This is a genomic window from Pedobacter africanus, assembly GCF_900176535.1.
Classification (GTDB): domain Bacteria; phylum Bacteroidota; class Bacteroidia; order Sphingobacteriales; family Sphingobacteriaceae; genus Pedobacter; species Pedobacter africanus.
Window position 1 is genome coordinate 432,478 of the sequence record NZ_FWXT01000004.1, and the last position, 23,556, is coordinate 456,033.

At 42.8% G+C, this 23,556-nt stretch carries 20 protein-coding genes; 14 read left to right on the forward strand and 6 right to left on the reverse strand.

The window, feature by feature from the left end:
- Positions 1-77: 77 nt before the first annotated feature.
- Genes B9A91_RS21640 through B9A91_RS21650 form a run of 3 tightly spaced genes read right to left on the reverse strand, consistent with a single transcriptional unit; the run spans position 78 to position 5,297 of the window.
- Positions 78-2,282 (reverse strand): 7TM diverse intracellular signaling domain-containing protein, encoded by a 2,205-nt coding sequence (locus B9A91_RS21640; RefSeq protein ID WP_084241147.1) that lies wholly within the window; start codon positions 2,280-2,282, stop codon positions 78-80.
- The gene (locus B9A91_RS21645) at positions 2,279-2,995 is read right to left on the reverse strand and encodes a hypothetical protein (RefSeq protein WP_084241148.1); all 717 of its coding nucleotides are present in this window, start codon (positions 2,993-2,995) and stop codon (positions 2,279-2,281) included. Before B9A91_RS21645 ends, B9A91_RS21640 begins: the two co-directional genes overlap by 4 nt.
- Positions 2,982-5,297, reverse strand: a complete 2,316-nt coding sequence (locus B9A91_RS21650) for an Rv1355c family protein (protein WP_084241149.1) — start codon at positions 5,295-5,297, stop codon at positions 2,982-2,984. The genes B9A91_RS21645 and B9A91_RS21650 overlap by 14 nt, the downstream gene beginning before the upstream one ends.
- Before the next feature lie 117 nt (positions 5,298-5,414).
- Between B9A91_RS21650 and B9A91_RS21655 the strand changes: the two genes are divergently transcribed.
- Genes B9A91_RS21655 through B9A91_RS21665 form a run of 3 tightly spaced genes read left to right on the forward strand, consistent with a single transcriptional unit; the run spans position 5,415 to position 10,418 of the window.
- Positions 5,415-5,870, forward strand: a complete 456-nt coding sequence (locus tag B9A91_RS21655; RefSeq protein WP_200815707.1) for a response regulator — start codon at positions 5,415-5,417, stop codon at positions 5,868-5,870.
- A gap of 27 nt (positions 5,871-5,897) precedes the next feature.
- Positions 5,898-9,401, forward strand: a complete 3,504-nt coding sequence (locus B9A91_RS21660) for a PKD domain-containing protein (RefSeq protein WP_084241151.1) — start codon at positions 5,898-5,900, stop codon at positions 9,399-9,401.
- Positions 9,402-10,418 (forward strand): PorP/SprF family type IX secretion system membrane protein, encoded by a 1,017-nt coding sequence (locus B9A91_RS21665; protein WP_084241152.1) that lies wholly within the window; start codon positions 9,402-9,404, stop codon positions 10,416-10,418.
- Positions 10,419-10,424: 6 nt separating this feature from the next.
- On the opposite strand, the gene rpoN is transcribed toward B9A91_RS21665, so the two are convergent.
- On the reverse strand, positions 10,425-11,897 hold the full coding sequence (gene rpoN, locus B9A91_RS21670; protein WP_084241153.1) for an RNA polymerase factor sigma-54: 1,473 nt from the start codon (positions 11,895-11,897) through the stop codon (positions 10,425-10,427).
- A 317-nt stretch (positions 11,898-12,214) separates the two neighbouring features.
- On the opposite strand from rpoN, the gene mscL reads away from it, so the two are divergent.
- The 9 genes from mscL (at position 12,215) to tsaB (ending at position 17,473) form a co-directional block, all read left to right on the forward strand.
- Positions 12,215-12,646, forward strand: coding sequence for a large conductance mechanosensitive channel protein MscL (mscL, locus tag B9A91_RS21675; RefSeq protein WP_084241154.1), 432 nt, complete (start codon positions 12,215-12,217; stop codon positions 12,644-12,646).
- A 229-nt stretch (positions 12,647-12,875) separates the two neighbouring features.
- On the forward strand, positions 12,876-13,658 hold the full coding sequence (locus B9A91_RS21680) for a LiaF transmembrane domain-containing protein (protein WP_084241155.1): 783 nt from the start codon (positions 12,876-12,878) through the stop codon (positions 13,656-13,658).
- Between the two features lie 11 nt (positions 13,659-13,669).
- Positions 13,670-14,035 (forward strand): DUF4288 domain-containing protein, encoded by a 366-nt coding sequence (locus B9A91_RS21685; protein WP_159451760.1) that lies wholly within the window; start codon positions 13,670-13,672, stop codon positions 14,033-14,035.
- The gene (locus tag B9A91_RS21690) at positions 14,032-15,093 is read left to right on the forward strand and encodes a sensor histidine kinase (protein WP_235012640.1); all 1,062 of its coding nucleotides are present in this window, start codon (positions 14,032-14,034) and stop codon (positions 15,091-15,093) included. Before B9A91_RS21685 ends, B9A91_RS21690 begins: the two co-directional genes overlap by 4 nt.
- The gene (locus tag B9A91_RS21695) at positions 15,071-15,808 is read left to right on the forward strand and encodes a LytR/AlgR family response regulator transcription factor (RefSeq protein WP_084241157.1); all 738 of its coding nucleotides are present in this window, start codon (positions 15,071-15,073) and stop codon (positions 15,806-15,808) included. Before B9A91_RS21690 ends, B9A91_RS21695 begins: the two co-directional genes overlap by 23 nt.
- Positions 15,809-15,908: 100 nt before the next feature.
- Entirely contained in the window at positions 15,909-16,067 is a 159-nt protein-coding gene (rpmH, locus tag B9A91_RS21700) for a 50S ribosomal protein L34 (RefSeq protein WP_015807371.1), read from the forward strand.
- A gap of 64 nt (positions 16,068-16,131) precedes the next feature.
- Entirely contained in the window at positions 16,132-16,545 is a 414-nt protein-coding gene (locus B9A91_RS21705) for a ribonuclease P protein component (protein ID WP_084241234.1), read from the forward strand.
- On the forward strand, positions 16,532-16,762 hold the full coding sequence (gene yidD / locus B9A91_RS21710; RefSeq protein WP_084241158.1) for a membrane protein insertion efficiency factor YidD: 231 nt from the start codon (positions 16,532-16,534) through the stop codon (positions 16,760-16,762). Before B9A91_RS21705 ends, yidD begins: the two co-directional genes overlap by 14 nt.
- A gap of 24 nt (positions 16,763-16,786) precedes the next feature.
- Positions 16,787-17,473, forward strand: a complete 687-nt coding sequence (gene tsaB / locus B9A91_RS21715) for a tRNA (adenosine(37)-N6)-threonylcarbamoyltransferase complex dimerization subunit type 1 TsaB (RefSeq protein ID WP_084241159.1) — start codon at positions 16,787-16,789, stop codon at positions 17,471-17,473.
- On the opposite strand, the gene B9A91_RS21720 is transcribed toward tsaB, so the two are convergent.
- Positions 17,474-18,904, reverse strand: a complete 1,431-nt coding sequence (locus B9A91_RS21720; protein ID WP_084241160.1) for a DUF5723 family protein — start codon at positions 18,902-18,904, stop codon at positions 17,474-17,476.
- 15 nt (positions 18,905-18,919) lie between these two features.
- Positions 18,920-20,494 (reverse strand): hypothetical protein, encoded by a 1,575-nt coding sequence (locus B9A91_RS21725; RefSeq protein ID WP_084241161.1) that lies wholly within the window; start codon positions 20,492-20,494, stop codon positions 18,920-18,922.
- Between the two features lie 141 nt (positions 20,495-20,635).
- On the opposite strand from B9A91_RS21725, the gene B9A91_RS21730 reads away from it, so the two are divergent.
- Together B9A91_RS21730 and priA are read left to right on the forward strand one after the other, a co-directional pair.
- Positions 20,636-21,025, forward strand: a complete 390-nt coding sequence (locus tag B9A91_RS21730; protein WP_084241162.1) for a DUF423 domain-containing protein — start codon at positions 20,636-20,638, stop codon at positions 21,023-21,025.
- On the forward strand, positions 21,025-23,499 hold the full coding sequence (gene priA / locus B9A91_RS21735) for a replication restart helicase PriA (protein WP_084241163.1): 2,475 nt from the start codon (positions 21,025-21,027) through the stop codon (positions 23,497-23,499). The genes B9A91_RS21730 and priA overlap by 1 nt, the downstream gene beginning before the upstream one ends.
- Positions 23,500-23,556 lie beyond the last annotated feature (57 nt).

Below are 23,556 nucleotides of genomic sequence, written 5' to 3' on the forward strand. Positions count from 1 at the left end.
TAAATGCCTGCAAGTTGTTTTCTTCATCATCAATATATAGAACTCTTACATTGGGTGCACTCATAGTACGGGCGTTGTTATTTAGTATTTACAGGTAATGTGATGATGAATTCTGTACCTTGACCTACCTCGGAAAGAACATCGATATGACCTTTATGTTTCTCAATAATACTAAAAACAATTGATAAACCCAGGCCTGTTCCCTCTCCAACTTCTTTTGTAGTAAAAAAAGGTTCAAATATTTTATGTTTGACTTCGTCTGTCATACCCGTTCCGGTATCCTTAATGCTTATTTTAACCACATTTTCTTCATACCAGGTATGGATGGTCAGCAATTCTTCTTCCCTGTTCTTGCCATTTGATTTGATGGCCTGAATGGCATTGGAAATCAGGTTCATAAATACCTGGTTGATTTTACCAGGAAGGCACTCCACTTTTGGAAGGTTGCCCAGATCTTTAATAACCTTCAGGTTATCCGGCATAGAGTTTCTGACCAGAACCAGGGTAGATTGCAGCCCTTCGTTCAGGTCTATTGGCTTCAGGTCATCTTCGTCCAAACGGCTGAAGTTCCTCAGGCTCCGAATGATTTCAGCTGTTCTTTTAGCCCCATCCGTTATCCCAATCAACAGATTCTCTATCTCGCTATTGATAAAATCCAGGTCTATCTGTTTTTTAAAGGCCTCTATTTCCTGCAGTTGTTCATTTACATTTGGCGAAGTATAATCAATCTGTTCGTATCGTGTAATGATTTCTTTCAGGTCATCTATATCCAGTTGTAATGGCTTGATGTTAGAAGTAACAAAGTTTATAGGGTTATTGATCTCGTGTGCAATCCCGGCAGTTAACTGGCCTAATGCAGCCATTTTCTCTGCATCAACCAGTTGCGACTGGGTTTCCTTTAAATTGGTAAGCGCAACGTTCAAACTCGAATTGGTATTTTGTAATTCGATGGTACGTTCATTTACTTTATTTTCCAGTTCAATATTTTGTTCTCTTACCAGACGTTCGTTTTCTTTAAGTGCCATCAATGCCTGTTTCTGCGCCAGTTCATTTTGGTTTTTAAAGAAGTTGATCCGGTCTGCCAATGCAAATGATAGCAACAGTACTTCCAGAACCGAGGCAAACTGAACTGAATAGGTAGAAAAAATGGAATATTTGATGATCTCGTAATCTTTCAGAATAAAGATCATCATTCCAATAAACAGGAACGACCAGGAGGCCAGGTAATAACCAGCTGGCTTAAAGTTCTTTTTATAATAGGCATTTAAGGCACTGATGAAGGTAACGATAGAGCCTCCAAAAATAGAAACCTGCATGCCAATAAAAGATACCTTCTTATAACCCATAAACAATACTATAGTGCTGATTACGGTTAATACCAGCATTATATTTAATATGGTATGTAACTTTGGCGTGTTTTTTTTGGTGTTTAAGAACGATTTGGTAAACAGAATCGAAGCAATTAGTCCCAGGTTGGAAAACAGGATAACTGAAATGCTGTTAAACCAGAGACTATTGATGTAAAAGTATTTGTCAAAATACCCCTGTATAGTAGTTTGGGTAAGCCATGTAAACAGGATACAAAATATGTAATTCAGGTAACTGACGTCCTTTACGCTAAAAAAAAGAAAAAGATTATAGGCAAACATAATCATCATGATGCCGGTGTAAATCCCAAAAAATACATCTCTTAGTGAAAAAAGCTCTAATAGATTACTGCTTTTACTGATAAAAACGGGGGAGATTACCACGTCATCTGAATGTAGTTTGATGTAAATAACAGGGTTTGATGCGATGATATCCTTAGGGATTTTGAATGTTTTAAGGTTGCCTGAATTTTCCATGGAAGCAACCAGGGTATAATTGTTGTATTCAAATTTCTTTAAAACTTTATTGTCCTTTACAAAATAAACCTCTGCCTGTTTTAACCGGGGCTGATCAATCAGGATATTTACATACTTTGTGAGGTCTATATAAGATGGAACAACCGTCTTTATCCAAACCGGATATGGGTAATTACCGATATTGATGATGTTGGATACCGGATTCTGAAATTCTGCGTCTTTAGCCATTACAGTGTAAATACCAACGGTGTCCGATTTACTGATATAAAGCTTTGAAAAGTGCAGGATGTTTACCAGTGAATCCTGTGTATGGGCCTGGACACCTCCAGCACCGCTGGTGCCCGCAAGCAAGGTATGGTGTGCTGAGACTTGGTTATAAAATCCAAAGAGCAGCATTAAGCTGAATACAGCCAGGTTTCTAATGTGCTTTACGATCATAATGCAATATCGATGTGGACATCTATAAAACCATCATTTGCCTTATTGGGAATCTGGAATATTTGTTTTGGGTTGGCTTTGAAAGAGAAGATGTTGTTACGCACTTCATCAATGGCCAGCGGTAAAGTTTCCAGTTCATCAGTAATTACCGCTGTTGCTGTAAGATCTTCTTTTGGGTAGTAAAAACGGCCATTTATTCCAATCTCAGTAATTACCCTGAAGCCACCTCTTACTGCATTACGATGGGTAGCAGGGGCTGTTAGACCAAAAAGTGTGGTTAAACCGATAAGGCTGGACAGCGCAACGCTCACCTGGCTTAAAAACAGACTGCCCACACCCAAACCTGCAATCTCCCATGAATTCCATACGCCACAAAGTTCACCTGTGCCCTTGGCCGTCCGTTCGCTTACCATTGTATGTATTTTGTCATCCATATAACCCACAGCTTCTTCAATAGGAAGCGGGTTAATACCGTTTGCGCGGTGGATCCGGGACCCTGCAAGGGCCTTTCCGTTTTCCTCGGCGCTTACCAGTACGGCATAAACATCGGGGTTCAGCACCCAATCTATTTTTGCCGAAGTAATTTTAGTAATGCCAAATATTTCTAATACGTGTGTGTGCCCCTCAATAAATTTCATGCAGGCCGCCCGATCGTCTACGGCCCTGAAAGCTTTAAAATAAAGCTTATTGATCTGCGGTTTATGCTGTTCCAATGGATAAAGTTTTATTTAAAGGTTTTCTAATTGTACGTTGTGGTGATGATTCTGCTTTAAAAATTCTAAACAAAAATATTTCTGCAATATTATCAGTTATTTTAAACAAATGCTTGAATTTTTGATGCAAATTGAAAATTTGATTTCTATTTTCTTCTGACAGGTCATTTAATTCCTGAAAATTATTCTTGTAAAAGAAGATTAAAGGAACATTTACGGGGTGTATTTGATAGCCTAATGCAGTGGCTGCCAGCCACATTTTTTCTACTGCCATGCCACCTTTCAGGTAATTTAAAGGATTGCTTTCCGGTAGTGTAATTAAGCCAATTGCGGGGGATGATTGGAATTGCTTCAAGGCAAGTTTTTTAAAGGCACTGCCGCCTTTTATCTTTTTCAGGAACTGAACTGCCCTTTCGTCTTTCATTAACCTCAACCCAATCTGATCGTTATTGCTCAGGTCAAGGGTATTGATACCAATGCCATCTTCAGTTTCTGTAATTTCTTCTTTGGTCCAGCGCATTTCTTTTACAATGAAATCATGGTGTGCTGCCGGAATAAACATCCGAAGCAGGTCAGCTTCGCCTGAAATTTCGCCCAATGCAGTTTTCTCTTCAGCTCCTTTGAGCCATTGCAGGTTAATTTCGCTGCCGCCAATTGTATTTTGAAGCTCCTGAAGGTCAGTCTCGCTGATTTCCTGCGTCAGGCCGGCGTTACGATTGGTATGCCTATTGGCAATCTGCGCCGCCAGGCTTTTTTCCTGTTCACTGGCCTGCCCACCGGTTTTAAAGCTAAACAGGGCAATGTGCTCCGGGAAATGCTCCGGAGTGAATTGCCAGTTTACAACCAGTCCTTTCACAGCAGCTTCCAGCAGCAGGTTTTCTATGGCTGCACCGAGTGATGTATAGCTGGAAATGTAATCCGGGTCCAAATAAGCACCTGATACTTTCCTGTTCATAAACAAATGCAAGGTTCCTTGCCTGTAGTGCCAGTGCCATGGCTGGTTGTTACCTCCAGAAGGTGCTTTCCCGGCGGCTGCAATCAGCGTCGCTATCAGCTCTTCAGAGAGCAGATCACCACTGGTTTCGGTTTTTATCTTTCTGTCCGATAGCAGCTGTTCAACTTCGGAAACAGACAATTGTTTAGCTGCTTTTTCCTGATCATTTTCAGCTTTCGGATTTTCATCAGAGATCAGTTCGTCCATATCTATAAAGAACCTGCCCGATACCTTTAAACCTCCCAGCAAGATTTTTCTCGAAAGATCGGCCGTAATTCCACCACCATAGGTTACCGCACTCGCCAGTTGGGGCCAGGTAGAAATGGTAGTCATAATCTCGATTGCCGAGGCTTTCATGCGCGGAGAAAGTGTTTCTACCCCAGTAACAGGGGCTATATAAGGGAGCTTTTCATCCAGGCTTTTCAGATTTTTGAAAGCGGCCATGTCCATGTGCGCTACATAACCATGTAAAACAGGTCTGTCCGGCTCAAGGTCAAAGCGTTCAATATCTATGGTACACCTGTCGCTGCCTTCCATTAAAACAGGGATACCAAGTGCTTTCGCTTTTTCGCGGGCACTGATCTTTACGTCGAAACTATCGCACTCATCAATCAAAAGATCAAGTTTTCCGTTCCCGGTTAAAAAAATAGCTATATTCTCGTCGGTAATGCCCTCATGAAAACAAACCACATTTAAGTAGGGATCAATTTCTGCAATTTCACGGGCAACAATAACCGTTTTTTGAAGATGGATATTGTGAACACCTGTTCTGATGCGGTTCAGATTGGAAAGGTCAAGCGCATCGAAATCTGCTATCCGCAGTTCTCCGAAGCCCCTTTCAATAGCAAGGGTCAGTGAAACAGATTGCCCAACCGAAAGCCCCATTACACCAATCTTTTTATTGGAAAGGCTTAATTGTTCTTCGGCTGTTATTTTATGTTTGTTCCTGTTTGTCCTAACCACCGCAAACTCTTCTTCATCCAGTAAATGCACCAGTTTCGCCGACCAGGGATAATATACCCACAGGCCATAGTCCTCAGCAGGGGTACTTCCAAAATGAGCACTACTCAGTTCCTCCAACCGGTTACCTCCAATGCCGGGGTTCAGGCATTTTATCAGCTCAGTTACCTGGGCCTGGATGGTGTCAAAAATCTGTATGTGCGGGTTTTTAATTAAAAGATCTGCAAGATTTTGCTTTTCGGTACTGTTTTTGGTATTAAATAATATGGGTTTGTAGCTGGTATTTAATTGTTGGGTCTGATGGATTCGTGCTTCAAAATTGGTATCTGAATAAGCTTGGAACTGCATTTCTTTATGTATGTATGCGATAAAAATAAAAAAAAATAGGTAAATTATTGAAAGAACTAAAAATAGGCTTTTAAGAGTAATAATAAAAAAGTATTTTTAACTTTTATTTCCAAACAAATGAATGTGAATATCCTATATGTTGATGATGAACCTCATAACTTAAGTGCCTTCAAAGCTACTTACAGGAGGTTGTATAATGTTTTTACCGCTGAGTCTGCTGATGAGGGCAGAGTTATTTTAGATAAGGAAGAAATTCATATCATCATCACCGATCAGAGAATGCCCAAAACAACGGGCGTAGAGTTCCTGGCATCGATATTAGAGAAGCATCCTGATCCGATAAGGATGATCTTAACGGGTTATACGGATATTGATGCAGTAATTGATGCCATTAACAAAGGACAGGTTTACCGGTACATCCAAAAGCCATGGATGGAGGCAGATCTGAAGATCAATATTGAAAAAGCATATGAGATTTATATGCTCAGAAAAGAGAACAGGGACCTGACAGCAAAATTATTACTTGCAAATCAACAACTTGAATTTTTATTACGACAAAATCTATTATCTTAGATATCCTATTTAAGGGATATCTAAGTTATGTGTTACAGATGGGGTTTAATGCTATGGATGCTCTCATGCTTCCTGTGTTTTGCTGCGGAAGCCCAGAACATTTCCAATGAAGGGAAAGCGTTTTGGGCTGTATTTCCCAGTCACGACCCCTCCAGGAATGGCAATACCGGAATTCCTGCCCTGGCCAATGTACGTATTTACATTACTGCCAAAGTTGCTTCTGAAGTAACCGTTAGTTGTGGAACATTTAACCCGGCACCGGTACCTGTTCCTGCAAATACAGTGGTATGGGTTGACGTTCCCAGGTCAGCTGCCTATATTGATGAAATCACAGATGTCAACAGAAGTGTTCCTGGTAAAGGCATTCATGTTCAGGTTACGCCCGGGCATGAAAAAGTAGCAGTATTTGAACACATCTATGCCGGTGCACGGTCTGCAGCGTCACTTATTCTTCCTATAGAGGCTTTGGGTAGGGAATATTATTCTATGAACTATACACAGGACCAGAGCAACAGGGAAACCAGTAAAAACTTCCTGGTCCTGGTCGCTGCAAATCCCGATACCAGGCTTATTGTCCATAAAAAGGATGGTTCAACTTTTCCTGTACTGCTCACAAATGCCGGAGATGTATATGAATATATGCCTGCTGACCGTGAAGACCTCACTGGTGTTTATGTGGAAATTGACCCCGCCTCTCCCGATAATTGTAACAAGCGTTTTGCAGCCTATTCGGGTAGTACATCGCTCATCATAGGTTGTAACGGCTCCCGTGATCCGCTGTTTCAGCAATTGTACCCTCCGGGCAGCTGGGGCAAAAATTATGGTGTGGCACCTTTTAAAGACCGGCGCTACGTACTGAGGGTACTTGCGCAGCAGGACAATACCCAGGTACAGATCGATGGGCAGTCCTATACTTTAAATAAAGGTGGATTTTTTACAAGCGCTGAACTGACCGAGGCTTCTTTTATCACTGCCGATAAGAACGTTAGTGTGGCGCAGTATTCGCTTACCCAGGCCTGTTCATCAGTCAATGGCGACGAGTTGATTGGCGATCCGGAAATGGTGCTCCTTAATCCTGTTGAATTTAATGTAAAGTCAACCACACTTTTTTCTTCTGATCAACAGAATATTGATCATAGGTATATCAACGTACTGATGAAAACCTCCGCCACCTCAACTTTTAAGGTCAACGGGCAGGTACTAAGTGCAACCTGGAACCCTGTGCCATCCAATCCAGGCTATTCCTATACACAGATCGAGATCACAGACATCAGTTCCTATCTTACCGCCAATGAAGGTTTTAATGCGGTAGCCTATGGTTTTGGTGATCATGAATCTTATGCCTATTCTGCCGGCACCAACCTTGCCGCCAATACTTATTTCCTGGTAACCAACAAAATTACCCAGCGGGATGCCCGGAACGCCTGCCTTGGGCAGGAATCAGATTTTAAAGTCATTTTACCTTACCTGGTCTCCAAAATTACCTGGAAGCTGGATGATGGCGCGGAAGAAGAGGGGCCACTGAACCCGAAGGTCATTACTGCGTCTGATGGCAGCCTGTCTTATGCATACAGCTATGACAAAAACATTACGTTTTCTGCATTGGGGCAACATCAGGTTGTTATCAAAATAGAATTGCCCAACGATGGGAGCGGCTGCCTGAGCGAAGGTGCTGAATTTATCTATCCATTTGATGTGTTCCCACTGCCCACAGCAGATTTCAATGTGGCTGCCGACAATTGTCCGGATACAGAAATTCAGTTTACAGACCTCAGTACTTCAAATTTACCGGACCACCGTCCTTTAAATAAGTGGTTATGGGATTTTGGCGACAATACTACCTCAACAGCGCAAAACCCTAAACACGTTTATGCTTCGTCAGGACCCTTTGAGGTAAAACTTTCTGTAGGTCTTGATGAAGGGTGTATGTCGGATGTCAAGACATTTACCATTCATATCCGCCCTAAAATCAATGCTGCTTTGTCTGCCCCTGCAAACGGCTGCATCAACAAGGAAATTGCTTTTGCTGATGCCTCTTCCTCCGCTGCAGGCCCTATGGTTTCCTGGCAATGGGATTTTGGTGATGGTTCAGCGGTTTCCATCCAGCAGCATCCCAAACATACTTACCTCAGTGCAGGTACCTATACCGTTACACTGATCACCAGGACTGCCAATGGTTGCCAAAGTTTGCCCGCAAAAAGTGAGGTCGTAATCCATAGTTTGCCGGTTGTTGATTTTACCTTGCCAAGGGTATGTGTGAATGATGTAGCTCAGTTCACCAACAAATCGGCAAATGTGGATGCAACTACTGCAGGCCTGATTTATTCCTGGGATTTTGGCGATGGGACTGCTTTGGCTGCCGATAATGTGTCGACCCAGGTCAATGGCAGTCATCAATACCGTACCGGAGGTATCTATACCGTAACATTAACGGCTACCAATGCCAATGGCTGCTCATTTTCCGTTTCCAAACAGTTTACCGTAAACGGTGGGCATATCAGGCCTGCATTTGAGGTTGAGAATAAAAATGCGCTTTGCAGCAACCGGAAAATTACTGTTCAGAACAAATCCACAATCAACAGCGGAAAGATAATCAGGTTGGTCTGGTATATAGATAACGCAGAAAAACTGACCGTAAATGATCCCGACCCGGATGCTTTTTATGAACTCAGCCCGCCTGTTGCTATCAGTCCCGCAGCCCAAACCATAGCCATTAAGTTACTGGCCTACTCGGGCGATAATTGTGTAGAACCGCTGACTGAAAATGTTACGCTTTATCCTGCTCCGGCATTGGTTTTTGATCCGATTGCCCCAGTCTGCCTGAATTCTGCAATATTCAGGATACAAAGTGCAAGAGAAACCCTGGGTATTCCTCCGCAAAATTCAAGCTATTCCGGTCCGGGCATCATTAGTGCCGATGGATATTTTGATCCCCGGCAGGCAGGAGTGGGCACCCATACACTAACTTATCACTACAGTTCTGCCGCAGGTTGTGAAGAAAGCGTTACACAGGTTGTCACCGTACAGCCCTTGCCCGAACTGGACCTCAAGCGGGACATCTATTTACTCTCTGGGGGTGAAATCAGGATAGATGCCCGGGCCAGTGGAAACAACCTGCGTTACAAATGGGTACCAGCCACTGGCTTAGACCGTGACGATGTGTTGAACCCTGTCGTTAAAATTGATGAAGACCGGGAGTATACGCTCACCGTTACCACGGGACTGGGCTGCAGTATTACTGGCAGTGTAAAGGTGCACCTGGTCAGTTCAATCAATGCGGCCAATGCCTTTAGTCCGAATGGAGATGGTGTAAATGACACCTGGGTTTTAAAGTATATCGAAACTTATCCTAATGTTGCTGTTGATGTTTTTAACCGTTATGGCGAAAAAGTTTTTTCCAGCCAGGGATATTCAGTACCTTTTGACGGGAATTATAATGGAAAACAATTGCCCGTTGGTACATATTATTATATCATCAATCCAAAAAATGGGAAAAAGCTAATTAAGGGGGCATTGACACTGGTACGATAAATGAAAGTTCACGTTTACTTTACAGCAATATTGACGGCATGCAGTGTTTTATGCACCGCTCAGCAGCGCCCTCAGTATACCCAGTATGTGTTTAACAATTACCTGTTGAACCCGGCCATCAGTGGCATTGAAAATTATGCGGATGTAAAAGCAGGATTTCGCAAGCAGTGGGCAGGTATTGAAGGCGCGCCACAAACCTCATTTCTGACTGCGCACTGGAACCTGGGAAGCGGTTACCTGTGGCGAAATGCTTTGTCGCTGCCCGACAAAGGCGACGATCCCATGAGCCGGAACTACATGCAAAACTATACCTCATCTCCGGCTCACCATGGTATGGGCGTTACAGTGGTATACGATGAAACCGGCCCGCTGTCGCGTCTGGATGCCAGTTTAACTTATGCCTATCATCTGCAGCTCAGTAATGCCTTTAACCTTTCGGTAGGCGTGGCAGCGGGGCTGAGCCGGATTGCATTGGATGCAAATGCACTGCATTTTGAAGATCAGATCAATGAAAGGGCGGTATCCGGCCAGTTGTTAAGTCAGCTGAAACCAGACCTGGGTTTCGGGCTGTGGCTTTACAGCGGACGTCTGTTTGCGGGTGCTTCCGTTCAGCAGATATTGTCTCAAAAACTATCTTTTACAAGCGATCCCAATTACAATAGCGGCAAGGAGGTGCCACACTTTTTTGTAACTGCAGGTTACAGGATGTACATTGATGATGTGATTAGCGCTACTCCTTCAATTATGTTTAAAGAGGTTAGCCCAAGCCCTGCATCAATCGATGTAAACCTGAAAGTGGCATTTAAAGACCGGTTCTGGGTAGGAGGGAGTTACCGGAAGGATGATTCCTTTTCCGCCCTGGCCGGCGTTAACATCAGCAAACTCATTAACCTTACCTATGCCTACGATTTTACGACATCAGGATTGAACCAGGTCAGTAACGGAAGCCATGAAATTGTATTGGGCTTACAGCTAAATAACGTTTATGAGGTTTTTAGCGGCACCAGGATGTGGTAGAAGGGGTTAAAGTTCCTTTCTTAACCTTGCTACCGGAATGTTCATCTGCTCGCGGTACTTGGCTACTGTTCTCCTTGCAATGTTGTATCCTCTTTCTTTAAGGATTTCAGTTAGCTTTTCATCTGCCAGCGGCTTACGTTTGTCTTCGTTTCCGATGCAATCTTCCAGGATCTTTTTCACTTCCTTATTGGATACCTCTTCGCCACTTTCTGTTTGAATGGCCTCAGAGAAGAAGGATTTTAGCAGGAAAGTGCCAAATTCTGTCTGTACATATTTAGAGTTTGCCACACGTGAAACCGTCGAAATGTCCATGTCTATTTTATCGGCAATATCTTTCAGGATCATCGGACGCATCTTACGCTCGTCGCCGGTCAGCAAATACTCATACTGGTACTGCATAATAGCATTCATGGTCTTAAGCAGGGTTTGCTGTCTTTGTTTGATGGCGTCAATAAACCATTTTGCCGAATCCAGCTTTTGTTTTACGAACTGGACAGCTTCCTTCATTTTTTTGTCCTTTTGGGCTGCTTTATCGTAATGGTCAAACATATCGATATAGGAACGGCTTACCCTGAGCTCTGGTGCATTCTTTGAATTGAGGGTAAGGATCAGTACACCGTCGTTATTGCTTACGTGGAAATCAGGGATGATCTGCAGCTGCTTTGTGGTAACCTGGTTCGAATCACCGGGCTTTGGGTTTAAACGCAAAATTTCAGCAACTACTTCTTTTAAATCCTCACTGCTTAGGTTTAATGACTTCTCAAGTTTATCGTAATGCTTGCGGGTAAATTCATCCAGGTAATTTTCAACGATGAGGATGGCTTTCTGAATGATAGGGTTATTCGGGTCCTTGCGTTTCAGCTGCAAAGTAAGACATTCCTGAAGATCCCTGGCAGCGATGCCGGGTGGATCAAAATGCTGGATTACCTTTAACATCTCCAGTACATCCTCCTCTTCAACCATCACATTCTGAGAGAAGGCCAGGTCATCTATCATTGAGGTGACAGGTCTCCTTAAATAACCATCATCGTCCAGACTGCCTATGATCTGCTTGCCAATAATAAAATCCTGGTCGGAGAGCGGGACCAGGTCCAGCTGTTCCTGAAGGCTTTCGAAAAAAGTGCTTTCTATAGCTATAGGCGTCTCCTTTTTTTCTTCATCGTCATCTCCATTGTTATAGGAGGTGCTGTAGTCGTTTACATCATCGTCCTGCAGATAATCATCAACATTGAATTCGTCAGTGCTTTCTTCACTACTGCCGGCATCAAAATCCTCAGGCGTATCGTTCAGGTCGTCATATTCCCCTTTAGGTTCATCAGCAATCATTAAGCTGGGGTCTTCAAGGGCAGGGTTTTCTTCCAGTTCTTCTTTTATGCGCGTATCTAAAGCAACGGTTGGTACCTGCAACAGCTTTATAAACTGAATTTGCTGTGGTGATAACTTCTGAAGTAATTTTTGTTGTAGATGTTGTTTTAGCATAAAATGATGAGCAGGTATTTATGTACCCGCTCCAAAAATACACATTTCAGACAGATAAAAGTAATCCGGTAAATTATATTCCTTGTCCCGGCTGTTAAAATCTGCTACAATGCTGGTACAAAAGAAAAAAATCATATGTTCAACAAACACTAATTAAACGATAATTATACAATTGAGACTGGACAATCACTGGACGATCACTGGACAATCACTGGACGATCACTGGAAAATTTTTAAGGTTTGTTGCTTTTTTCACATCGGTTTCCGGATTTCTGGTATGATTTTTATAAATTAGTTTAAACTAAAACAACTATAATATGGGATTTGTAAAAGAATTTAAAGAATTCGCCATTAAGGGCAATGTAATGGACCTGGCTGTCGGTGTGATCATCGGTGGCGCATTCGGTAAAATCATCGACAGTGTAGTGAACGACTTGGTGATGCCCTTAATTTCGGCAGTGATAGGATCTCCTGATTTTAGCAATATGTATGTGGTTTTAAAAGGGACAGTAACTGAAGGAATGGCACTTGCGGATGCCAAAAAGGTTCCCGATACTGTAATTTTTGCTTATGGTAATTTTATTACTGTAGCCATTAATTTCCTTTTGCTTGCTTTGGCGGTGTTTATGCTGGTTAAGGCAATGAACGCGATGAAACGTAAGGAAGAAGCAGCCCCGGCAGCCCCTGCGGCCCCTTCAAAAGAAGAAGTGCTGCTTGCTGAAATCAGGGACTTGCTTAAAGCAAAATAATTAACAGCTTATTTTTGGTGCACCCGGATAGATTAAGTTTATCCGGGTTTTTATTTTACCGGCAAAATCCGGACGTTTACCGGCAACAGACCTTCATATATACATCAGGTATATGGAAATTGTGCCGAGCTTTCTACTTTTGGACATGCAGATTAAACGAAACCGATAGCTGCAATTAAATTAAACAAAAGAGGTGTTATGCCTTTAACAATATTAATTAAAACATTAAATGGAAAAAGTAAGAAGTAATTCTAGCAGGATATGCGGCGGGCTGATCATTATAGGTGTGGGGCTGGTTTTTCTTTTAAGGAACGTTGGTGTAGATGTGCCCGATTGGATTTTCAGCTGGCCTACCTTGCTGATCGTGATTGGCTTGCTGATTGGGTACAAACGAAATTATAACGGTCCGGGATGGTTGATCCTTACCCTTGTAGGGGTGTTTTTTACAGTTAAAAACATTGTCGACTTTGATGTGTCCAGGTACTATTTCGCAATGATATTTATTGTACTGGGCCTTGTTCTTCTTTTTAAACCTGCAAGATCAAAGACAGAACACGACCGGTGGCACGGCAAATGGAAAAGCAGAATGAAGCGTAAATACGCCGAAATGGGTAATTTAAATATACCCGGAGATGAGACTGCTGAAGACCCATACACCACCCGAGATAGAAATGACGTTATTGAATCGGTCAGTATTTTTGCCGGGAACCAGCACAAGGTTTATTCAAAGAACTTTAAAGGCGGAGAAGTAGTTGCTGTTTTTGGCGGGGCTGATGTGGACCTTAGCCAGGCCGATTTTGAGGGCGTAATTAAAATTGATGTGGTTGCCGTATTTGGTGGTGTAAAAATCGTTATACCCCCAAGCTGGGAGGTGAAATCTGAAGTCACTGCCATATTTGGAGGGATTGACGATAAAAGGGCGCTTGGGACTCCTGCTGCCGATGAACCACGCAAAGTATTAATTATTGAGGGGGTGACTATGTTTGGCGGTGTTGATATCAGAAACTTTTAAAATACATGATCATGAAATGGTTTGTAGCACGATACATTTATCAGATAATTACCGGAGAAGGTAACCATGCCCCGCAGTTTGATGAGCAGCTGAGGCTGATTGTTTCGACAGATAGTAACGAAGCACTTTGTAAAGCCGAAAGCCAAGCCGACAGTTTTCATAATCCTTTCAGGAACTGCAGGGGCGATCTGGTGACCTGGAACTTTATCTGTGTGGCTGATCTTTACGAGATACAATCGCCTGTTGATGGTGCTGAGCTGGCTTCGGTTTTGCATGAGCCAGATGATGTAAATGTGTTTTTAGACAATGTAAACCAGCATAAATCGTTCTTAGAACAGCTTTTGCCATTTTCAACCCCATCAATTAAACTGTTTTGACCAATACACCGCTGTCCATTCGCCGGATTAAAAAAATTGCCTCATTTATTTTTCTGGGATGGGTAGTCGTATTTATTGTCCTTTTTAATACTACACTGAACTTCAGCTGGCCCGTTTCTATTGCCGATAGCGTGATTACAAATGGTTTACTGGCATTGGCCTGTATCATCCTGAGCAACCTGCTGGGGTTTTACCAACCCAAAAATGAAACCATCGTTTTTGTACTGGCTCTTACCTTTATTCTGGCGCTGTTCATCACCTTTGCCAGCAAGTTTTTGTTGCTTGCGCTTTTCTCTGATCAGCAAACTTATGTCAATTTTCTGAAATTTTCGCTTACCGTACGCTTCCTGATCCTGTTTGTTTTTATCGCCTGGTGTGCCCTTGCCAATATCTTATGGTACCGCCTGGAAGAGCAATCGGCTACACAGGAAAGGTTGCTGGCTGCACAAAACCTTTCTAAGGAAGCCGAGCTGAACAAGCTGCGCCATCAGCTGCAGCCCCATTTTTTGTTCAACAGCTTAAACTCCGTCTATGCCTTAACTATAGTGAACCCAAAGGAGGCCGGAACGATGATCACTAAACTTGCTTCTTTTTTAAGGGGTACCTTAAAAAGAGATGATGAGGTTTGGGTCAATGTAGCAGAAGAAATGGAGTATATCGGGCTTTACCTGGATATAGAAAAAGTACGGTTTAGCCATCGCTTAAATATTGATGTGAAAATAGCTGAAGAAACCTTAAATTTATGCCTTCCCGGAACCCTTTTGCAGCCTATTGTGGAGAATGCGATAAAATTTGGATTGTACAACACGGCAGCAGCCATTACCATTTCGGTGGATGTGAAGCTGCAGCACAACCATCTGGTGATTACAGTGCGAAACCCCTTTGATCCCGAGTTGAAAGCAACAGGGGGGACCGGCTTTGGACTATCGGCCATCAGACGCAGGCTATATTTGCTTTTTGCTGATGAAAAGCTGCTGCGCACCGAGGCAACCCCGGAAAATATTTTTATAACCACGCTTAAAATACCTCAGCAGAATGATGAGAACAATATTGATTGACGATGAACCCCTGGCCAGGGATGTTGTAAAACATTACCTGGGCAATTTTCCTGATGTTGAGGTGCTGGCCGAGTGCAGCGACGGTTTTGAAGGGATAAAAGCCATTGCACAACACCAGCCCGATTTTATTTTTCTGGATATACAGATGCCAAAGATCAGCGGTTTTGAAATGCTGGAGCTGGTAGAAAAGCCTCCTGCAGTAATATTTACTACTGCCTTTGACGAATATGCCATTAAAGCTTTTGAAGTGAATGCCATTGATTATTTATTGAAACCAATTGAGCAGAGCAGGTTTGAACAGGCGATGCAAAAACTTCCTGCCCGGTTAAATAATGCAGATGTGGTTACACAGGAGCTGCTGGAAGTAGCTGGTTTAAGTCCGGCTCAAAACAACAGGGTAGTGGTAAAGAAGAATGGGGTGATCAAAATTATTGCGGTAGCAGATATCCATTACCTGGAGGCTGATGATGATTATGTAAAACTGAGTACGGCCGAAGGGATTTACCATAAGAACAAAACCATGAGCTTTTTTGAACGGACATTGGACCCGGGGCAGTTCATCAGGATCCATCGTTCTTATATCATCAATCTGGCACAGGTTACCCGTATAGAACTAAAAGAGAAAGACAGCTATATAGTGCTTTTGAAATCGGATATCTGGCTGCCCGTAAGTAAAACCGGCTATATAAAACTAAAGGCAGCCCTGGGGATGTAAAAGAAAATTAAACTATAGCAAATTGTATTTGCAATTAAATAAAAATCGCCCTATATTTGCACCTCTTATTAAAAAAGATTAGTCAAGATATAATACAGTTATGAAAAGAACATTCCAACCTTCGCAAAGAAAGAGAAGAAACAAGCATGGCTTCCGCGAAAGAATGGCTACAGCAAACGGTAGAAGAGTATTAGCTTCACGCCGTGCAAAAGGAAGAAAAAGATTAACGGTTTCTAGCGAAGGCCGCCACAAAGCATAATTTTTGATTGCGGTACCCACCGGTACCGGCAGATCAGAATATCTGCAGATTTGCAATCAAAAAGATGAACACATTCAATAAAGAAGAACGGTTATGTAGCAGGAAATTATTAGACCTGCTATTTAAAAACGGTTCTTCTTTTTTATTATACCCTTACCGTATTTCCTATTTATTTATTGCCGAAGCGCAGCCGTACCCGGTGCAGGTAGTGATTAATGTATCAAAAAAGCGTTATAAACGGGCGGTCGACAGGAACCTGATCAAGCGACGTACCCGGGAAGCCTATCGCTTGCAAAAGGAAACTGCACTCTACCGCCTGCTGGAAGATCCTGATCAGCTGCTGCTGCTTTCTGTACAATTTGTAGGTAAAAAGATTTACGATTATTCTTTCCTTGAAAAAAGACTTGCTGCTGCTTTGAAACGGCTGGTTATTGAAATGGAGGGGAAAAACACAGGAAAAGCTGATGGGACTGATTAAATTGCTCATCGGCTGGTTTTTTTTAGGGCTCATTAAGCTCTATCAATGGTTGATATCGCCTTTACTTGGGGCAAACTGCAGGTTTACACCTACCTGTTCTCAATATGGGATAGAGGCCATCAAAAAACATGGCCCCTTTAAAGGGGGCTGGCTTACTTTAAAACGGATCGGTAGTTGCCACCCCTGGGGCAGGCACGGTCATGATCCTGTTCCATAACATTATTTTCCTAATTTACCGTCTATGGCTACGATACTTCAAATAGAAACCGCTACACAAGTTTGCTCTGCTGCTATTTCCAGAAATGGGGAAACCATCGCCCTAAAAGAACAGATGGCCAGCAATATCCATGCGGGCAGTTTAACCCTGTTTATAAAAGCTGCAATGGACATGGCGGGTCTGCAGTTTAAGGACCTGGATGCAATAGCTGTAAGTAAAGGCCCAGGTTCCTATACGGGCTTAAGGATAGGGGTATCCACAGCCAAAGGCCTATGCTATGCACTGGACAAGCCACTTATAGCCATTGATACTTTAAAAATGATGGCCCAGGGTTTCTTAAGCTCGAATGCAGGCTACAGTGGGCTGGTTTGTCCTATGATAGATGCCCGACGGATGGAGGTGTTTACCGCAGTATTTGATGTTGCCTTAAATGCCGTAAGACCTGTTGAGGCAAAGATTATTGATGCAGAAAGTTTTGCTGCCGAATTGGGTTTGGCGCAAATTACTTTTATTGGCGATGGCGCCATGAAATGTGAAACGGTATTGGAACAGGCAAATGCCAGGTTTATTCCGGATAATTTTAATTCCGCATCAAATATGAGCCAACTGGCCGATGCTGCCTATTCAGCAGGCCGGTTTGAAGATGTGGCTTATTTTGAACCTTTTTACCTGAAGGACTTTGTAGCCACAACACCTAAAAATAAAATCTGATTATCGTTTTTTCGAAAATACGCTAAATAGGCGTTTAAAGAAGCCTTGTTGTTCATCATCTATACCAGGCATGGTACTGCTGTTTTGCGGATGTTCTACCGTATTGCCAAATTTAAAGCCCAGTCCCATGTAAAATGACGCGCCGTTATATCCCTTGCCAACAGTTGCATCCCCTTTGATGGCCCCGTTTGCCTGACTTACCGTTTTGAACAGGTTATCAGAGCCCAGGAAGACTTCAAAATTCGGGGTCTGGTACATTCCCTGCAGGCCCATGAAAAACAGGTTATTGAAATTGTAGGCTGGAATTGCGCTTACAGACAGGTCTCTGTATTTGAATTTGCTGACAAAAGCAGCCTCCCCACCTTTATAAAACAGGTTCTTGGAAACTATAAGGCTGGGGGTATAAGTAAAATCGGGTGCTGATAAAGTAAATGCTTTAGATAGCATAAAATCTACTTTTGCATTGGTTGCGCTATAGAAGCTGCTGGTATCGGCATCGTCTATGGCGATGTCTGCAATTTCATTGGCTACCTGGTTAGCCGATTTCTGTGACAGGTTTTCGATGAACACCTGTGTGTTGATTTTATTGGTATAAGCTTTTTTTCTCCATTTAATGAAACCCAGGTCTTTGAGGTTGGCCATCATAAATACGCCGCTTTTGGCCTGGTAGCTGGTACCAAAACTAAGCGCCATACCCGGGTTTCTAAAGGTTGGCACCAGGTTGCGGGCCGAGAGTTCATCTGCGTCCTGAAATGTAGAACGGTAAATTCCTTTAACCCGTACGGAGATAAGGTCGTTTGCAAAATCCTGATGCAGATAGGAGTCGGAAATATTCAGTTTATTATAGGTAATGCCACTTAACAGGCTCAGCTTAACACCAAAAGCAAGTTTCTTATTGTAGTTTTCCCTATAGGTCATGCTAAACTGATGATAAGATTGGGCATAACCATCGTTGTTAAACACATCATCGTAAGGGTTGTTGTCGAAGCGTTTATAGGAATCCAGTATGGCAAGGGTTTCGTTGGTGTAGTCCAGATGGCCATCACTACGTAATTGCCAGGAAAAGCCCAATTCCTTTTGCCATTTGTAGGACTGAAATATCCTGAAGCTGAGCAGGTAAATGTTTACATTTTCGTGTACGGTATTGATGTCACCGGTTCTTAGCGGGAGGTTACCGGCGTTATAAGTGCCTTCATTTATGGCCCTTCGGATGAGGTCGTTATTGCCTTTATTTGCCGCATTCAGCCCCAAATAGGGCAGTAAAAAGTTGGAGGCAAATTTTCGGGAAGAGTCCAGTACAAAAGTTTTCTGGGCCGGGTTTTCAAATCCGTCAAAAAGGGTTCTGGTATTGAACAAGCCATACTGCTGTGCCCTTAAAAGCAGGGGTGTACTGAACAACAAAAAGTAAAGTATAAGGTACTTTTTTACCATAGGGGATAATTGGAGTTATAAAGCTAAAGAATCTTTTTGTAAAACCTCGGGCTGTTTGTTGATTAAAATATTGGTCTGAAATTTACCCTTATCGCCGCTAAGATGGTAGGTAAAGGATTCATATTTTTTTAAGCCTTTTTCGGAAAGGAGATGTTTGTAATAGGGTAGAAAGACCTGCTTTTGAAAGATAGCCGATGAATTGTGGTGATCTACGTAAAAAATTATGTTGGCATTTTCCGGCAGCTGATTACCGGCACTGACATATGCAGGATTGCTGATGAGCAGCTGATTATCCCTGTAGCTGTTTAAAAACCTCTCCAGGGTACCGGCATTGTTTGCAAATACCATATAATTGTCTATTATGCTATAATAAGGTTTTTTGAAATTGCTGAACGCCAGGCCGAAATACGCGTATAGCAGGTCAGCTTCTTTAAATGTTTTTATATGCTCGTTATAATCTTCGCTCAGGTCGAGTAAAAGCTGCATCATTTTATCGCCGTTTGTGAGACTGATTGCGCCGATTTTTTCAGAAGTACTGAGCTGGAAGGTAACAAGCTGGTCTTTAAAGTACCTGGGGAATATATTTTCGAGGTTCAGGTGATAATTTGTGTTGATGGAGGCCATGCGCTGACTGATCTTTTTATCTTCCTGTCTGCTCAGAAACCAGTTGTTTAATTTTTCGCGCCAGCCTGCATAGTCATCTATGGCAAAAATGGTGTACGACGAGGTGGTGGCTGGAAGGATGTTCTGTATGGTGATCTTTTTGGATTGAAGCGATGAAAATAAATTGTAGTAGCTGTTCTGGTCGTTCACCAATGTTGTTCCGGTGAGCAGTACTTTATCCTTGCTGAAGTTATAGCTTAGGGAAGCAAATGCATTTTGCCGGTTTAAAACAGCCAGTTCTCCATTTAACTTGCCCGCGATGATGTTTTTGAGCAAAGCTGGTACATCATTAAAATTGATGTAAAGCTGCGCCAGGCTATTTTTAGTGAACCTGTTGCTTTCCTGTATGTATGCGATAAATTTATCGTCTTTTTTTTCGGTGTCTTTGGTCAGCACGCTTTGTACCTGCCGTTCGGAATGGGAGAGGATGGCCAGATCTTGTTTCAGGCCCAGGTAAAATACGGTACTGTCAGGTAAAATTAGCCTGCTGATCTCCTTTGCAGTTTGTGCCTGAATTTTACCGGCCTGCAGCGAGGCGAAGAGCTGCTTTATGCTTTGCTGACTGCCAAGCTGGGTACTGAAGAAAAAATCGATTTCCTGTTTGTCGCCCGCCCTGAAACTGATGTAAACTTTTTGCTGGTCTAAAGCCTGGCTGATGCCGGGTAAATTGAGCAGGTACTTTTTCAGGGCCCTGAGTAGTTTATATTTATCTGTTCCAAGTATTTCTTCGAACAGCTGCTGCTCTTTCAAAATGTCGGTTACACCTTTGTCATTTTGAAAGGAGAAAATAAAGCCGGAGCTGGCAGCTGCAGCATGCAAACCCATGTCGGTGGTATTCTGATCGGTGTTGAGCCTCGAAAAATATAAATAAGCCATAGTAACAATGGCAGCAAAAAGAATAACAATACTAATCAGGATCTTTTTCATTAGTATAGGGTTGTATGCAAATGGGTTTCAGGTGTTATCCCTACAAATTTAACTGAATACTTTGGTTATTTAATTTAATCGTTGATTTTAACCGTAAATACCGTCGTTTTGTTAATTTTGTATTATAAAAGCCGATCTATTATGAGCAGAAGAATTATCCTGACCGCAGCATTATTTGGCGCTACTGCCGTTATATTTGGTGCCTTTGGCGCACATAGCTTAAAAAATGTGCTGACGGCCGGTTCGCTTGAAATATGGGCCAAAGGCGTGGAGTATCAGTTCTATCATACTTTTGCCTTGTTGTTTCTGGCATTGTACGCCGTTCCTAACGATGGCCTGCTCAAGTGGTCGTACCGGTTTTTTACCTTAGGTATCCTGCTGTTTTCCGGTTCATTGTATCTCCTGGCAACGCGTGATATTTTAAACATTAGTTTTGTAAATTATATAGGTCCGGTTACACCAATTGGCGGATTGTGCTTCATTTTGGGCTGGTTATTGTTGTTTTTTGCAGCTTCCAAACGTAAGTTGTAATGGAGGCTGAGATGCTGGAATTCAGGGAAAGGGAGACTTTGTTTGTGGAAGTTGTTTTGCCCTTATCCCTTGCGAAAAATTATACCTACCGCGTTCCATTCGACCTGAACGATCAGATAGCGGTTGGCAAGCGTGTGGTGGTGCAATTTGGGAAAAACAAGATCTATACCGCTTTGGTTAAAAACATCGGCAAGATAGCGCCTGAACATTACGAAGCCAAATACATTATAGATGTGGTGGATGAGCATCCGGTAGTTACGGCTATACAGCTGCAGCTATGGGAATGGATTACCGGCTATTACCTTTGCAATGAAGGTGATGTAATGGCTGCGGCCCTGCCTACTGGTTTAAAACTGGCTAGCGAAACCATTATTGTATGGAAGGAAGAGGCAATGCCGGAACTGCCTTTAACGGAAAAGGAAAGTATCCTGATCAATGCACTTAGCCATCAGAAACGCTTAACTGTTGAGGATGTTTCCAGCTTACTCGGACAAAAAAGGGTATATCCGATCATCAATTCGCTGATGGGTAAAGGCCTGGTGTATATAGCGGAAGAAGTGATTGAAAAATACAGACCCCTGTTCAAGTCTTTCGTTTCACTCAGTCCTTTTTATCAGGATGAGGAAAATCTGCGGCAATTGTTTGACATACTGGAAAGGGCACCAAAACAATTGAATGCATTGATCACCTTTATTAAGCTGTCCCGACAGCAGGGCCTGGTGCCAAAACATCAATTGCTGGAAGAAAGTGACTGTGGACAGGCCGCTTTTAAAACATTACAGGATAAAGAGATTTTTACGGTCGTAAAGCGGCCGGTAAGCAGGCTGAAGGAAAACGATGACGATTTTATTCTGAATTTTGAATTGAGCCCTGCCCAGCAAAGGGCAAAGGAACAGGTTGAAGCTGAGTTTGAACAAAAAGACGTGGTATTGCTGCATGGTATTACGGCTTCGGGAAAAACGCAGATCTATATTAAACTTATCGAAAAAGCCATTGAAGAAGGCGGACAGGTATTGTTTTTACTCCCCGAAATAGCATTGACTACCCAGATCGTTCAGCGCATACAGCGCTATTTTGGAGATGCCATTGGTGTTTATCATTCTAAATTCAACAACAATGAACGGGTAGAGATCTGGAATAAAGTCTTAAACGGTAAATACCGGGTGGTGCTGGGTGCAAGATCGGCGGTATTCCTGCCTTTCAAAGAATTAAAACTGATTGTAGTGGATGAAGAACACGAACAATCGTATAAGCAGCAAGAGCCTTCACCACGTTACCAGGCCAGGGACGTGGCCGTTTACCTGGCGCACCTGCATCAGGCAAAGACCATCCTGGGATCTGCTACGCCCTCCATTGAGAGTTATTATAATGCCCTAAACAACAAGTATGGACTGGTTAAAATAACCGAACGTTTTGGTGGGGTATCTTTGCCCCTGCATCAGGTGGTCAGTATTTCGGAAGAGACCAAGAAGAAAAAAATGGTTTCTTACTTTTCTTCAGCATTGGTTGACGAAATTGCCCTCGTGATGGAACAAAAGGAACAGGTGATCCTGTTCCAGAACCGTCGTGGTTATGCCACTATTTTAATTTGCGCCACTTGCGGTTATGCGCCTAAATGTGTGAATTGTGATGTCAGCTTAACCTATCATAAAACCAGCGGCAAACTGCATTGCCATTATTGCGGTTACCATCAAAGCAGCATCAATATCTGCCCGGCTTGCGGATCGGTACACATAGAACAAAAAGGTTTTGGAACAGAAAGAGTGGAAGAAGAGCTGAAGCTGATCTTTCCGGATGTGAATATAGCCAGATTGGATGTGGACAGTACGCGGACAAAAAACGGCTTGCAGCAGATCATTTCTGATTTCCAGGAAAAGAAAACCGATATCCTGATTGGTACCCAGATGGTGGCTAAGGGGCTCGACTTTGACAATGTGACCCTTATTGGGGTCATTAATGCGGATACCTTGCTGAATTACCCCGATTTCAGGGCCTTTGAGCGCAGCTATCAGCTGCTGGCGCAGGTAGCAGGAAGGGCAGGGAGAAGGGATAAACAGGGTAAAGTAATTATCCAGGCCTATGATGATTCGCACCGCATCATTAAACAGGTGATTGAAAACCAATACCAGGAAATGTACAATGAAGAACTGGCCGAACGCAGGCAGTTTCATTATCCTCCCTTTACCAGGCTTATTTTTGTCAACATCAGGCATAAAGACCAGGATCTTTTAAATATAGCATCGCAAAAATTTGCTGCCGCCCTTAGAGGACAGCTCGGGCATCGGGTGCTTGGGCCTGAGCAACCTATGGTATCACGGATCAGGAATTATTACATCAAACAGGTAATCATTAAAAGTGACAAGGATACTTCCATTCAAAAGGTAAAATCAGTACTGAAAAATACAATTACCGAATTTCTGACTGAAAAAGATTACAGGTCTGTAAACATCCAGGTTGACGTTGATCCTTACTAAATTATTATTGGGATTGATTCTGTGCCGATTAGGGTTTTCTATTGCATTTAACGGTAA